At 62.8% G+C, this 12926-nt stretch carries 14 protein-coding genes; 8 read left to right on the forward strand and 6 right to left on the reverse strand.

Going from position 1 to position 12926, the window contains the following annotated elements; genetic code table 11:
• Positions 1 to 2: 2 nt before the first annotated feature.
• The 3 genes from ADT71_RS26800 to narI are packed head-to-tail and all read right to left on the reverse strand — an operon-like array spanning position 3 to position 2027.
• The gene (locus tag ADT71_RS26800; RefSeq protein WP_054441825.1) at positions 3 to 326 is read right to left on the reverse strand and encodes a hypothetical protein; all 324 of its coding nucleotides are present in this window, start codon (positions 324 to 326) and stop codon (positions 3 to 5) included.
• A gap of 2 nt (positions 327 to 328) precedes the next feature.
• Positions 329 to 979 carry a peptidyl-prolyl cis-trans isomerase gene (locus ADT71_RS26805; protein WP_054441826.1) on the reverse strand — a complete coding sequence of 217 codons (651 nt, stop codon included), beginning with the start codon at positions 977 to 979 and terminating at the stop codon, positions 329 to 331.
• Positions 927 to 2027: a respiratory nitrate reductase subunit gamma gene (narI, locus tag ADT71_RS30820; RefSeq protein ID WP_082370590.1), complete on the reverse strand. Its 1101-nt coding sequence runs from the start codon at positions 2025 to 2027 to the stop codon at positions 927 to 929. The genes ADT71_RS26805 and narI overlap by 53 nt, the downstream gene beginning before the upstream one ends.
• Positions 2028 to 2303: 276 nt before the next feature.
• On the opposite strand from narI, the gene ADT71_RS26815 reads away from it, so the two are divergent.
• From ADT71_RS26815 to ADT71_RS26825, 3 genes are all read left to right on the forward strand, one after another.
• Positions 2304 to 3068 carry a mechanosensitive ion channel family protein gene (locus ADT71_RS26815; RefSeq protein ID WP_054441827.1) on the forward strand — a complete coding sequence of 255 codons (765 nt, stop codon included), beginning with the start codon at positions 2304 to 2306 and terminating at the stop codon, positions 3066 to 3068.
• Positions 3069 to 3289: 221 nt separating this feature from the next.
• Positions 3290 to 3556 (forward strand): hypothetical protein, encoded by a 267-nt coding sequence (locus ADT71_RS26820; RefSeq protein WP_054441828.1) that lies wholly within the window; start codon positions 3290 to 3292, stop codon positions 3554 to 3556.
• Positions 3557 to 3603: 47 nt separating this feature from the next.
• Complete coding sequence (locus ADT71_RS26825) at positions 3604 to 4092, forward strand: autotransporter domain-containing protein (RefSeq protein ID WP_054441829.1); 489 nt, start codon at positions 3604 to 3606, stop codon at positions 4090 to 4092.
• 30 nt (positions 4093 to 4122) lie between these two features.
• Here ADT71_RS26825 and ADT71_RS26830 read toward each other — a convergent pair whose 3' ends face one another.
• On the reverse strand, positions 4123 to 5235 hold the full coding sequence (locus ADT71_RS26830; RefSeq protein WP_054441830.1) for a glycosyltransferase family 2 protein: 1113 nt from the start codon (positions 5233 to 5235) through the stop codon (positions 4123 to 4125).
• Positions 5232 to 6488 carry a glycosyltransferase family 4 protein gene (locus tag ADT71_RS26835; RefSeq protein ID WP_082370592.1) on the reverse strand — a complete coding sequence of 419 codons (1257 nt, stop codon included), beginning with the start codon at positions 6486 to 6488 and terminating at the stop codon, positions 5232 to 5234. Before ADT71_RS26835 ends, ADT71_RS26830 begins: the two co-directional genes overlap by 4 nt.
• A 132-nt stretch (positions 6489 to 6620) precedes the next feature.
• Between ADT71_RS26835 and ADT71_RS26840 the strand changes: the two genes are divergently transcribed.
• The 5 genes from ADT71_RS26840 to ADT71_RS26860 all read left to right on the forward strand — a co-directional run bounded on the left by ADT71_RS26840 (position 6621) and on the right by ADT71_RS26860 (position 11558).
• A complete protein-coding gene (locus tag ADT71_RS26840; RefSeq protein ID WP_054441832.1) occupies positions 6621 to 7529 on the forward strand; it encodes an NAD(P)-dependent oxidoreductase in 909 nt (302 codons plus the stop codon).
• Between the two features lie 72 nt (positions 7530 to 7601).
• On the forward strand, positions 7602 to 8369 hold the full coding sequence (locus ADT71_RS26845) for an ABC transporter permease (RefSeq protein WP_054441833.1): 768 nt from the start codon (positions 7602 to 7604) through the stop codon (positions 8367 to 8369).
• Positions 8276 to 9637 (forward strand): polysaccharide ABC transporter ATP-binding protein, encoded by a 1362-nt coding sequence (locus ADT71_RS26850; RefSeq protein WP_156336854.1) that lies wholly within the window; start codon positions 8276 to 8278, stop codon positions 9635 to 9637. The genes ADT71_RS26845 and ADT71_RS26850 overlap by 94 nt, the downstream gene beginning before the upstream one ends.
• Positions 9638 to 9780: 143 nt before the next feature.
• Entirely contained in the window at positions 9781 to 10695 is a 915-nt protein-coding gene (locus ADT71_RS26855) for a hypothetical protein (protein WP_132468877.1), read from the forward strand.
• A complete protein-coding gene (locus ADT71_RS26860) occupies positions 10692 to 11558 on the forward strand; it encodes a sulfotransferase (protein ID WP_132468876.1) in 867 nt (288 codons plus the stop codon). The genes ADT71_RS26855 and ADT71_RS26860 overlap by 4 nt, the downstream gene beginning before the upstream one ends.
• Before the next feature lie 10 nt (positions 11559 to 11568).
• Here the strand turns inward: ADT71_RS26860 and ADT71_RS26865 are convergent, their stop codons facing one another.
• Positions 11569 to 12591, reverse strand: a complete 1023-nt coding sequence (locus tag ADT71_RS26865; RefSeq protein ID WP_054441837.1) for a UbiA family prenyltransferase — start codon at positions 12589 to 12591, stop codon at positions 11569 to 11571.
• Positions 12592 to 12926: the final 335 nt, after the last annotated feature.

The raw sequence follows: 12926 nt of genomic DNA on the forward strand, positions 1-12926 counted from the left end.
CGTCATGCTCCGTGGTTTCCCGCTTGCCCGCCAGTATGAACTTCGCAGGTCGGGGCGGCAATTCGCCATTGCAGGATGGCGTGGAGGCAGGTCCGCCCGGGATCTGGCCCATCGCGCATGGCGGACATGATCGTGGCCCAGTCTTCCTCGGACGCTGCCCGCGAAAAATCGGCCACGGCCATGCGCACGAATTCGGTAGCCGAAATGGCGGACGCGGCGGCGGCGCGGCGGACATCGGTGCAGGTATCGGGATCGGTTTCGGCAAGGTAGCGCTCCATGCTCGCCGCGGATCGCCGCGCCATGCCGAGAAGGTCGCCCAGCATCATGGTCAGTCCTCCACCGCGCCGACCACGATCCCCTCGACCGTGCCGCGTGCCGCCAGCGCGGCGACATAGCGTGTTGCCAGCATGGACCAGCTTCGCGCTTCCAGCATGTCGCCGATCCTGTCGCGCACCGCATCGAACGGAAGCGTGCGTCCGGGCAGGTGCCGGTTGAGGCGCACGACGTGCCAGCCGAAGCGCGAGCGAACCGGCTCGGCAGCGGTTTCACCGTTCTTCAGCGCCTCTATCGCCTGCTGGACCGCCGGGACCAGTTCCCCCCGACGGATCTGCCCGAGCGAGCCGTCCTGCTGGGCCGGCGCGCAGGCCGAGTGCGTCCGTGTGGCCTCTGCGAACGCGGTCTGGTCGTCCCCTACCGCGGCGGCGATGGAGCGTGCGAAGGCTTCGGCGGCATCCCATGCCGCGTCGTCCTGCCGCTCGGGTTCGATCAGGATATGGGCGGCATCGAACAGGTCCGGCGTTCGAAACCGCTGGGGATTGCTTTCATAATAGCGCCGCTGCTCGCCTTCGGTGGCGATTTCAGGGGCGACCTCCTGCTCCAGCACGAGGCGGACCAGCGCCTCGTCGTCGGTTTCAGCGCGTCCGGTTTCATCGGGATGGCTTGCCGGGTGGAGACCGAGGCGCCTGGCCTCCTGGACCAATAGCTCCCGTACGGCCAGTGCGCGGGCGGCCTCGACCCATGCGGTTTGCGGGTCGGGGGCGGGGTGATGCTGGATTTCCTGTGCGATGGCCTCGGGCGTGATCTCGACGCCGGTCACAAGGACGTCCCCGAAGGCCGGTGGCGGCGGTATGGCGGGACCGGAGCAGCCGCAACCGCCGCTCTGGCAGGCACCCGGCATGTCGCCGAACGACGGTGACACGTTCGTCACGTCGATCATGTCGGCTGTTCTTGTCATGACCCCTCCTGTCCGCTTTCGGCCATCTGGCGAAGCACCGTAGGCCCTCCATAGCTGGGAGCGCCTCCCGCGTGTCCGCGCGTCTGCGAGTAGTCTTTCGCGGACGTTTGCCGCGGGTCCGCACGATCTGGAAACCGGGACGGAAGATGTACCAGATCGGCGCGCTGAAGACGTGGACGAGGCGGGTGAAGGGGGTGATGACGAAAAGCGTGAGGCCAAGAATGATGTGCAGTTTGTAGACCATCGGCACATCGATCAACAAGTGCGCGGCTGACGGGTTGAAGGTCTGGAGCCCCTGCGCCCAGCCCATGAACTTGAGCATTTCCTCGCCTTCGAGATGCTGCGCGGTCCAGAACGTCGTCGAGATGCCGAGCATGAACTGGCACCAGATCAGGACCAGCATGAGGATGTCGCCCCATGATGAGCTTCTGCGGATGCGGGGATCGAACAGGCGCCGGTGAAGCAGCAGCGAGCAGCCGACGAAGCCCGCCACACCGGCCACGCCGCCGACGAGCATGGCGGCGATCTGCTTGAAACTGTGGCTTATGCCCAGCTTGTCTATCACCGTGACCGGCGTGAGCAGCCCCACGAAATGGCCGACCAGAAGGATGAGGACGCCCATGTGGAACAGGTTCGAACCCAGCACCACCTGCCTGCGTCTCAGGAACTGGCTCGATTGCGATCGCCAGCTGAACTGGTCCGCGTCGAAGCGCAGGATTCTGCCCACGACAAGGACGGTCACGGCGAAATAGGGATACCATCCAAAGGCGAGGTGGTTGATGAAGTCATGCATCACGCTTGCTCCTTGCCGACGGGGCGGTTGGAGGCCCTGATCTTGGCGGTGACCCCGGTAGGGTCGCCCATCTCGTGGGCACCGCGAACGTGACCGGGGCTTCTTCCCACTGATCGTCGAGGCGGGCGGAATCGTCGTCCGGTTCGCTGCGCTGGAGTTCCGCCAGCGCATCCTTGTCCATCCGCTGCCCGCCCAGTTCGACGAGCGCCGCGAAAATGGCGGCGTAGGGAGATTGCCGTTTTTCAAGCCCCTCGCTGAGCGCCGCGAAGACGTGGCGTGGTCTGGCGTCTGCAGAGCCGGGGCGAGCTTCAGCGTATCGGCATCGTCAACTTCGTCACGCGTACAGGCCGCCTTGCGCGGCTTGCCCTCGGCGTTGCGGTGTTCCTGTCGACGTTCGGCATCGACGTGACGGCGGGTCTTGCTGCACTGGGCATCGGCGGCCTTGCCCTCGCCCTTGGCGCGAGAAAGGCGGTGGAGGATCTGGTGGGCAGCATCATGGTGCTGGCCGACAAGCCGGTCAGGATCGGCGATCGCTGCAAGGTCAACGGGCGCATCGGCGACGTGGTCGACGTGGGAATGCGCTCGACGCGGATACGCACGCGGGAGCGTAGGCTTCTTACCATTCCCAAGAGCCAGTTCGCCGATGCAGAGATCGAGAACCTGACGCTGCGGGATCGCTTCTTCGTGGATCAGATATTCGGCGTCGGGTTTGATGTTCAGGTAGCCGGTGTCGAGGCGGTGCTCACCGCCTTGAGATCGGTACTGGAAGAAGACCCCGACTATATTCCAACGGCTTGCCCGGTTCGCTGTCTGGGTTTCAAGGAAGGGCTCTATACCTTCCAGATCCACAGCTACCTGCAAGGCCCGACATATGCCGAAGGCTTCGTTCGGCAGGAGCGGCTGTTGCTCGAACTGCTGCGCCGGCTTGACGCTATAGGCGTTTCCCCGTCACCGCCGCTTCATCGGATCGATCTGTCGGAGAGAAGTCCCGGCGCCTCTCGGGACTTTCCCCATGGCCAACCGGGGGCAAACCCTGATTAGATCGGGCGCAGCCGCGGGATATGATCGGGGACTTGCCGGGCCGCATCCGGCAAGCAGGGCAATGGTCGGGAAGCGTGGGAGCGCCCTCAGGGCGGCATCCCGCCTCCAGGTTTGCTCGCAATCCCAATCGCCGCAGGGCGTATCCGCAGGACGCATCTATGAACCTAGAAGTCGACAACTCGTTGGCCCTCATGAGGTCTTCGTCGCCCCTTTGCAGACCAATGCTGGTCGGGGCGGCGGTAGTTGCCACGTGCCTGTCGGCGCCTGCGGCCGCGCAGACGCTGGACAAGGACTATTGGATCGCGGTGCAGGCCTATTATCCGCGGATCGACACCAACGTCAGCGTGACGGCGAACACCAGTCAGACGGTCGGATCCGACATCGATTTCGAACGCGATCTCGACATGGACAAGAACGAAATCCTGCCAGCGGTATCGGCAGCGCGCGCTTCGGGCGCATCGTCGTCGGCTTCGATTTCTTCAAGCTGAAGCGGCAGGGCTCGGTCCAACTGGCTCGCGACATCGAGTTCGATGACGTGACATATCCCGCGTCCGCCCAACTCGGCAGCAGCTTCGACAGCGATATCTACCGGGTGACGGTCGGATATTCGTTCGTCAGTCGCAGCAACCTCGAAATCGGGGCTGCGATCGGTCTGCATGCAACCCGTTTCGACGTCGCGCTCGAAGGGGAGGCGACGGTCGGCGGTTCATCCGTGCAGGCCCGTCGGCGCGAGAAGAACGTCCTGGCTCCCATACCCACCATCGGTGCCTATGGGACGTACAGGATTGCGGACAGGTGGACGCTCAATGGCCGGGTCGATTACCTGTCGCTGAAGATTGGCGACTATGACGGCCGCCTCATCAATGCGCAGGCCGGCGTCAATTTCAAGGTGCTGGAAAACATCGATCTCGGCGCCGCCTATCGCTATGTCGATTACAGGGTCGGGATCGAAAAGGACGCGTGGGAAGGACGGGTTCGGTACAAGCTGCACGGTCCTGCCCTGCTCTTGCAGGCTTCGTTCTGAAGAAGGGGTGCCAAGCGGCGTCCAGGCCGCCTAGGCGGCGTGGTGGAACTCCTCGTCCAGCGAGGCGATCCGTTTCAAACGCGCTGCCTGAAGTCGGGAGAATAGCCCTGTCCGGCCGGGTATTCCTATCCCGGCCCCGCCATCGGCCGGATCGATCGAGAGGAAATGTTGCGAGGGCGGTGCGTACTTCACGAAAATGCGCCGCACCGTGGAACGCGATTTTCCCGCAATCGCAACGGCCAGGGCGACCGGATCCTTTGTCATCGCGCGCAGCATGAAGGTGCCGAAAGATGCGAAGCGGCGCCTGGAAAGCCGGGCCTCCGCCAACAGCAGGTCTCGCTGGGCCGAAATCCAGCGATCGAGCCAGCGGGGCGGATTGACGGCAGGATGGGCCTCGAGGAACAGGTCGCGCATCATCGCGTCCGAGCCGAGCATCCTTTCGCGGTTGCGCGACATGGTGCCCGGTCCCCGACGATATCCGACAAGATGCTCTGCCACCGATCCCAGCGGGGCGTGAGCGCAGAACATCAACTGCAGCAAATGATCCTCGCAGCCTTCGTATCCCGCATCCCTGAGGCCGGAATCGTAGCCACCTGCCCGGACCCAGGCGTCCTTTCTGAACACCATGCCGCTGCCGTTGCCCACGAGGTTTCGGTAGAGCATGCGGTAAGGGCCGATGTGGCACATGCGGTGAAGCGGGCTCGAGCCGATGATATTCGATCGATCGTCGATGAGGCGGAAGCCGGAAAAGGCACATTCGGCCGGTTCATCGGCCCTCGTCAGGACGGCTACGAGCTTGTGGAGATAGGAGGGGTGCCACAGGTCATCTGCGTCGATCGGTGCGATTAAACTGCCGGAAGCACTCGAAATGCCGAGGTTGCGTGCGGCCGCAACGCCCTTGTTCGGGCTGGAAATGACGCGCACGCGTGCGTCCCTGTTCGCAAAACCTGATGCAATGGCGTTCGTGCCATCCGAAGAACCGTCATCCACGACGATGACTTCGATGCCGGTATACGTTTGGCCTGTTACCGCCGCCAGGGTTTCGGCAAGGGTCGCCTCGGCATTGAACGCCGGGACGATCACCGATACCAGCGGGTTGCCGCCGCCGAAGCCGGCAGCGGGATCGCATCTGGTTTCCGTCATCCCTTGGCTGCCTTTTCTCGGCGATCGCTGCGAATCAGATCCTCGAGCATTGCCTTGAATTCTCCGACCGGGTCGGGGCTGACGAGGCTCCTGGCGGCCTCCGCAGCCTGCCGCCCGATGGATGGCCATGATCCACGCTGCTGCCATGCTCGCTCAAGTGCGGCATCGAGCGCGGCTTCGGTGGCGGACTCTGCAAGGAATCCCGACACGCCGTCCTGCAAGGCCTCCCGGTTGCCGGCAACGTCCGTAACGATGGCGACGCGGCCGCTCAGCATCGCCTCGACAAGCGACAGCGGCAGTCCCTCGCATCGGGACGGCAGGATCAGGCCGTGCGCCGTTTCCCAGATTTTCGCAGGGGTCGCCGAGTAGCCCGGGAACTGTACATTTTCGAGCCCGAGGTACGCGGCCATCCCCTTGAGCCCGTTTGCGTTGTGGCCGGAGCCATAGAACTGCACGGAAATGTCGCGGGTGCGCCATTTGGGCATCGCAAGGACGCGCAGCAGGAGATCCTGGCCCTTTTCGCGGGCATCCAGCCGCGCCAGACATGCCAGCCGGACGCTTTCCTCCGCTCCGGCGCTCGGCCAGGGCAGGGGATTGGACCAGTCGGCATTGTAGGGATTACGTACGAGGATGCCGTTAGGCAGTGCCATTCCCAGTTGTTCTTCGGTGAGCCGGAGGTTGTGTTCGCTGACGAAGAATGCCCGCTGCGCCGCGCCGAATACACCGCGCAGTTCGGCATGCATGCGGTCGTGCGGCCAGTAGAGGTCGGAGGCTTTCTGGCTGACCAGGACGAAGGGAATGCCAAGCTTCCTGCATACTTCACCGGCATACCAGCCGTCGTAGTTGAGCCCTTGCGATACGACGACAAGGTCGGGCTGCAATGCGCGCAGGCCCCGGGCCAGCAGGCGATCCTGCAGATATCGCGAAGCTTTCCAGACCTGGCTTACGAGCTTGCGCAGCCGGGTCGGTGCATGGCGGGGGCCGGCGAGATCGTGAATGCGGCAGCCGGAACCGCGCAGGACTGTCGCTTCGCGGCTATCGGCGATGAATGGCTTGTACACGGACACCCGATGTCCGCCTTTCGCGAACGTCAGCGCGGTCCTGTACCAGAGTTCCTCGCTGCCGCCCCAGACCTGGTTCGAGCTGATGAAGCAAATGTTTCGTGGCTTCGGGATGTGTGACGAGGCGGAAGAGTTCATCATGTGCCATCGCATAGGGGCATGGGAAAGCGGATGCCAGATGCATGACGGCATTCTGCGCCGGGAAAATAGCGAACGCCGACCTATTCGTGAATTTTTCCGGAAGTGTTGAAAAGGCAATACTATTTTCTTCAGGTCTCGGGATTTTCTGCTAAGGGGAAATTTCAGCTGTTCGGGGGCGAACTCATGATTTTGATTACCGGGTCGGAAGGCCTCGTTGGGCGCGCGACCATTCGCGCACTTGCAGACCGCGGGATTTCCTGCCGTCAATTCGATATCGCACGCGATCCCGGGCAGGACACCCGTAATGAGCGTTCGCTCGAGGCCGCGGTGGAGGGCGTGGACGGCGTTCTTCATCTCGCAGCCGTTTCGCGGGTCGTTTGGGCGCAGCGTGATCCCAAGCTTGCGCAGGAGGTCAACGTGGCCGCCACGCAGAAGCTGGTCGATACCGTGATCCGGCAGAAGACCCGTCCGTGGATGATCTTTGCCAGCAGCCGCGAGGTCTACGGCGAACAAGGCAGCCTTCCCGTGCACGAAGACGCCGAACTCAGCCCGATGAACATCTATGCCCGTTCCAAGGTCGCGGGAGAACAGATGGTCGCTGCGGCGCGGGAGGCCGGCGTGGTTTCCAATATCGTCCGGCTTTCCAATGTCTACGGATGCACGCGCGACCATGCAGACCGCGTTGTCACGGCTTTCGCCCATACCGCGGCACTGGGCGGAGAGCTTCGCCTTGACGGTCCGGAAAACATGTTCGACTTCACGCATGTCGATGACGTCGCGCGCGGGCTGGTTGCCCTGATCGAAGCGACGCAGACAGGGAAAATCCTGCCACCGATCCACTTGCTGACCGGGCGGGGCACAACCTTGCAGATGCTTGCCGATCTGGCGGGACGCGTGGCACGCAAGCCGGTCAGCGCGCGTAACGCACCCTCGCGCACTTACGATGTCGCCCGGTTCTATGGAGATCCGTCGCGTGCGAAGGAGCTTCTTGGCTGGCAGGCGGAAGTAGACATCGAAACGGGCTTTGCGCGCCTCGCGGACAATTTCTTCGAAGAGGCGGAGGCGAAGACTTCATCGCTCGCGCTTGCGTAACGGGGCAGGGCATCCGGTGCTGGGAAAGTCGGCTCGGGAAATGCGTGCGTTGAGCCTTGGGCAAGTCTCGTAATGAAGGCCTCATTCAACCGGTTGCTGCATGTGCTGCGGCTCAGCGCGGCTCTGTTCCGGGCGTCTCTTCGCGCAAGAGCGCGGCGTTCGCTGCTGGGCCATCTCTGGCTTTTCATTCCGGCGCTCGTGGCTTGCCTCGTTACAGGATTCCTGCGCAATCGGGGCAACCTGAATTTCGACGTGCCGGGCATGCCCTACGTCTTCTTCGTGTTTGCCGGCATGAGCTTCTGGCAGGTATTCGTCGATGCGCTGGGGGCTCCGCTGGCCCAGCATTCGCAGAACCGGTCGATTGTGTCCCGCATCCGGTTCCCACATGAGGCATTGACGTTGGCGGGCCTGTGGAACGTCCTGCTTAGCGCTGCAGTTCGGATCTGCGGGGTACTCATCCTCTGCGCCGTGGTCGGCGTGCATGTCGGGGGCAGTATCGTCTGGCTCCCGTTGGCGGTTTTGGCATTGGCCCTGTTGGGACTGGGGCTGGGGTTGCTGTTGACCCCGCTCGGCCTGCTTTATGACGATATCGGGCGTGCGCTTCCCATGGCGACCACGCTGCTGTTCTTTGTCATGCCGGTTGCCTATCCCTTGGCGGCAACGGGGTGGGAAGCCTTCAACCCCGTGCTGCCGCTGATTAACGCCGCCCGCGCATCGATCGTCGGTGCATCTGTCGCCGACCCTTTGTGGTTGCCGCTCGTCGTCGGTGTGCTGGCGCTTGCCGTGGCTTTTCCGTTTTACCGGATCGCGCAGCCCGAACTGATCGAGCGTATGGGATGAGCGAAATCTACGCCATCGATGTCCGGCACCTGAGCAAGAAATACTGCCCGAACCTGCGGCGATCGCTGGCATATGCCGTGCGGGATACCCTGGCCCGTCTGCTTCCGTGGCTGCGACCATACCCGTCGCTTCGGAAGGGCGAATTCTGGACGCTCGACGATGTGTCGCTGCAGGTTCGACGCGGCGAAGGCCTTGCGATCATCGGGCACAACGGCGCAGGCAAGAGTACGCTGCTCAAGATCATCTATGGCTTGCTGGAGCCCGACCACGGTTCGGCGCGGACTTCGGGCAAGGTAGTGGGCCTGCTTGACCTTGGAGCGGGGATCGACCCGCTGTTGACGGGCGCGGAGAACATCGTCGTGGTCGCGATGTTGCACGGCCTCGGACGCAAGGCGGCCAGGAACCTGATCCCGTCGGTCCTCGATTTCTCACAGTTGCAGGAGGCCGCCGATACGATCGTGCAGGTCTACAGCGCGGGAATGAAGGCGCGGCTCTCCTATGCCATCGCGGTTATGCTGCGGCCGGAAATCCTGCTGATCGACGAGGTCCTGGCCGTTGGCGATCTTGCGTTCCAGCGCAAGTGCATCAGCCATCTCGAACAGTTCATGGCAGGCGGCGGAACCCTGTTGCTGGTCTCCCATGTGCCCCATCATGTGCAGAAGGCCTGCAGTCGTGCCGTCCTGCTGGACCAGGGGAAGGTGGTGGCGTCGGGACATGTCGGTGACGTGGTCCGCCAGTATCTGGAACGGCGCCCGCTGGACATTCGTGCGGCGGACCAGATAGCGGCGGCGCCGTTCCGTGTTCTCCGCTTGTCTTTGAACCATGCCCGGGGCGGAGCCGCGCGCTGCGGGGAGCCGGCAGAAGTGGTCATGGAACTGGAAGCCGACGAGGATCTGAGCGCATTCTGCGGCTTTTCGATCCACTCGCAGGATGGCTGGACCTGCATCAGTTCCTCCTTCGATCGCGAAGCGCGCATTCTTTCCCCCGGGCGCTCGACGTTGCGCTGCGAAATCGCATCGCTTCCGTTGGTCGCCGGCACGTTCCTGCTGCGACCGATCCTGGCCGATAGCGTGGCGTTGCAAGTCCTTCCTCTCGGCGGACCTGATGGAGGTGGATCGCGCTTCGATGTCGTAGGCGAGGCGGACCTGTTTTCCAATGGCGAGAAGCAGTTGGGCCAATTGGTCCATATGGACGCATGCTGGATGGACCCGGACGCAAACGGGTCCGTGAGGCAACCCGTCGCCAGCGGCGAAGCCGTGCTTCCTTAGTCGCCGCACTGCTGCTGAAGAGAAGGATTTTCATGTCTGATACCGCCGCCATGCGGTCCGCTATACGGTCGGGCCTTGCCTATCTGGAATCTGTCCAGCTTGAGAGCGGCGAACTCCCTTCGTTCAGCGCGCATTCCTGCGACATGATCGAGCGCAGGGTATCCGATCCCTGCGTGTTCGTGACAGCATTTATCGCCAATGTACTGGCCGAGTGCCCGCAGGCAGCCCTCATATTTGAGCGCGCGTGCTCCTTCCTGACGAGGGAGCGCGAAGCGGGAGGGTTCTTCCGGTACTGGAAAAAAGGGCATCACGGGCAATACGTACCGTTGGACGTCGACGATACGGCGCTGGGGGCCGCCGCGCTCGGGAAGCTGGGGCGTCAGTCCGACAATCGAGCCGTCCTGCTTGAGAACCGCGATCCTCACGGCATGTTCTATACCTGGATCGTGCCGTCGAGGGGGCGCCGACACTGGCGACTGATCGGTCGCGACTGGCGGCAGGCGTTTGCCCCGCTGCGAAGCAGGCAACTCTTCGCATCAGGCAGAATCGAGCGGGACGATGTAGATGCGGGAATAAACGCGAACGTCCTTGTCTGGCTCGGGAGCTTCGAAGGCGACGACCGTGTCATCGACAAGCTGGTTGAAATCCTGCGCGGGGGCAGGGAGCCAAGCTGCGACAGATATTACAACGATCCCTTCCTTATACTTTACATGTTTTCCCGCGCGCTCGTCGGCCGGAGTGAGGAGGCCCGCTCCCTTATCCTGTCCAGGACCTCGGTTTCGCCGGAGGCGCCGGCAATCCATGTTGCGCTGGCAATCCTGGTTCGCTCGATTTGGGGGGCTCCCATCGATGAAGACTGGATCGACCGGCTGTTGCTCGCCCAGCAGCCAGCCGGCGAATGGCCTATCGCACCCCTTTATGTAGCCTCTCGCGAGAGGAGGGGGTATCTCGACTTTGCGCCTGCACCGGAAAAGGTCTGGCGCGTTGGCAGCGAGGCCATGACGACGGCGTTGAGCGTAAGCGCCCTCGATCGCGCCCTGGCGGGCAGAGAAGGGTGAGCGTTCACCTTGTGCATGTCGGATATCCCAAGACGGGTTCCACTTACCTGCAGTCCTGGTTTTCCCGGCATCCCGACATCCTGTTCGAACCCTATCATCTTGGCGGCAGTGCCGGCCCCCTCGGGTTCGCGTGGCAGGCGGTCTGCGGCGAGGCCGGCAAGGCTCGTGTCACGAGTTGCGAAGACCTTTCGGTACCGGCCATCAGGCCTGAAGACTGGCCTCGAATGGCCCAGGCCCAGCGCGCGGTCTGCGATCACCTGCACGCTCTTTTCCCGAGTGCGCATATCCTGATAATTACGCGGGGGTGGCGAGAGGTTATTCGCTCGGCACATTCGCAGCTCGTAGCCATGGGCTGGCACGAACAGCTCGAGACTTTCCTGGCTTCGCCGGCCGCGCAGTCGGTCATTCCGGTTGTCATGGACTATGACAGGCTGGTGTCCTGGTATCGGGAATTGTTCGGCGAGCGCGTGACGGTTCTGCCCTATGAACTCCTGCGCGCCGATCCCGCTGCCTTTCTCGCCGTCGTCGAAGGGATACTTGGCGTGGTTTCGGGGCCGATCTCGGCAGCAGCGGAGAACGTAAGGCTCTCGCAGGCGGAGTTGAACGCCTATCCGAGAATTGCGAATGCCATTCGCAAGCTGCCGTCTCGGAAGCTGCGCAAGGCGCTCACGCTGCTTCATGTTCGAATGGCGAACTCGCGCCTGGGGCCGCATGTGGCGCGATTGGTCGACAGGATGGTGCCGGTTTCCGCCATCACCGAATTGCACCTTCCGGATCCTGTGCTGCAGGAAATACTGGCCGGTTCAACAAGGCTGGTCGAAGATCCCTGCTATCGGGACTACGCGGCGCTTTATACCGGCTGACCATCTCTCCCTACCGTAGTGCGACTTCTCTACAGTATTGCCGCAGAAGCCGGATCAGGTCCCCGAAGATGCGCAAGGGTGCTCTCGGAAAAAGCAGCAGGAACGCGGCCCAGGCCATCACGTCCGAAGGGTGGCGCAGAACGCCGCTCAGGAAGATGGCCGCAGGAAGAAAGCCCAGATAGTAGTCCTGAAGAAGCAGGATGTGGTTGCTCAGCGGCGCTATCACGACCGGCACATTGTGCCACAGCAGACGTCTCAGCCAAAGAACGATCCCGTAAACCGCCAGGAAACAGGCAGGAATGACGCCCCCGAGTTTGACCATCATGACCGCAAGCCCGGCAACTTCCGCGGGCATGACGATCCAGGATGCCAGACGTCTCGTGGGCATGGCTCCATGCTTTACGACGAAAGTCTCCACGCCGGTGACCTGATCGGCCGCAAGGTCGCGCAGCTGGTGCCACAGGATGGCGCGCATCCCGTGGGCAAGGCTCCATACTGCAACCGCCCCAAGCCAGACAGGATCGATCGCCAGGTCTGCGCTGCGAAAGGCGAGCAACAGGGCAACCAGCGTCGGCAAGGTCGCTTCGCCCAGCGCCACCACGATGATGCCCGCGCTTGCGCGCTTCTTCAGACGGAACGGTGGAACTGAATAAGCCAGGAATGCGAGCCAGGCGCAGGCATAGGCGATGCAAAGCGGAAGGTTGTCACGCCATGCGAAGAGGAACGCCGCGCCGGTGGCGATGCTTGCGACGAGCATTGCTGCAGCGAGCATGCGGACAGGCCCCGTTGCCAATGTGCTTTTGCCTGCGCGCAGGTCTTCCTCGCGGTCGCAGAGGTCGTTTACGATGCTGGCAAAAATTGCGCCGCTCACGAGCGACAGGATCAGCAGGATCGCGTCGCGCCAATGCGGGAGAACAGGCTGGCCAGCGCAGATCAGCGTTGCCGGGAACAGGCTGACGATGACGAGCAGCTTGTAGTCCCACCAGTCGCTCGCGCGGGTTGTTCGCCTTATGGAATCAAACACCTTGGGCATTGGCAATCATCCCCCGCCAGCGGAAGCCGAGGACGACACTCCGCAGCAGTGGAGTTCGATCTAGCGGAACGTAAGGTTATGGAACAGTGCTGTTATATTTGATGGAATGGCGAAAAGATCGCGCCGGATAGACCCGTCCAAATTCGCGATGCGTCGCTGCCTTGCGTTTTGCATCCGGTTGAAACTCAAAGTTGCATCTGCGGGACCGGACGCCCGGTCCTGTCGCTATAATGGGAAGTGGGGGACGCGGGAACGGATTGGCCGTTTGCAGTCTGGACGAAGGTAATCGGCGGCTTTGCGAAATTTCATCGCGCGGAGGATAACACCTGGTTGCG

The organism is Novosphingobium sp. ST904, assembly GCF_001298105.1.
GTDB lineage: Bacteria > Pseudomonadota > Alphaproteobacteria > Sphingomonadales > Sphingomonadaceae > Novosphingobium.

Excerpts from the sequence above, each read along its gene's own strand:
- ADT71_RS26865 (WP_054441837.1), bottom strand. The coding sequence starts at position 12,591 with ATGCCCAAGGTGTTTGATTCCATAAGGCGAACAACCCGCGCGAGCGAC.
- ADT71_RS26820 (WP_054441828.1), top strand. The coding sequence starts at position 3,290 with ATGCTGGTCGGGGCGGCGGTAGTTGCCACGTGCCTGTCGGCGCCTGCG.
- ADT71_RS26800 (WP_054441825.1), bottom strand. The coding sequence starts at position 326 with ATGATGCTGGGCGACCTTCTCGGCATGGCGCGGCGATCCGCGGCGAGC.
- ADT71_RS26845 (WP_054441833.1), top strand. The coding sequence starts at position 7,602 with ATGAAGGCCTCATTCAACCGGTTGCTGCATGTGCTGCGGCTCAGCGCG.
- ADT71_RS26840 (WP_054441832.1), top strand. The coding sequence starts at position 6,621 with ATGATTTTGATTACCGGGTCGGAAGGCCTCGTTGGGCGCGCGACCATT.
- ADT71_RS26835 (WP_082370592.1), bottom strand. The coding sequence starts at position 6,488 with ATGCCGTCATGCATCTGGCATCCGCTTTCCCATGCCCCTATGCGATGG.
- ADT71_RS26830 (WP_054441830.1), bottom strand. The coding sequence starts at position 5,235 with ATGACGGAAACCAGATGCGATCCCGCTGCCGGCTTCGGCGGCGGCAAC.
- narI (WP_082370590.1), bottom strand. The coding sequence starts at position 2,027 with ATGCATGACTTCATCAACCACCTCGCCTTTGGATGGTATCCCTATTTC.
- ADT71_RS26855 (WP_132468877.1), top strand. The coding sequence starts at position 9,781 with ATGATCGAGCGCAGGGTATCCGATCCCTGCGTGTTCGTGACAGCATTT.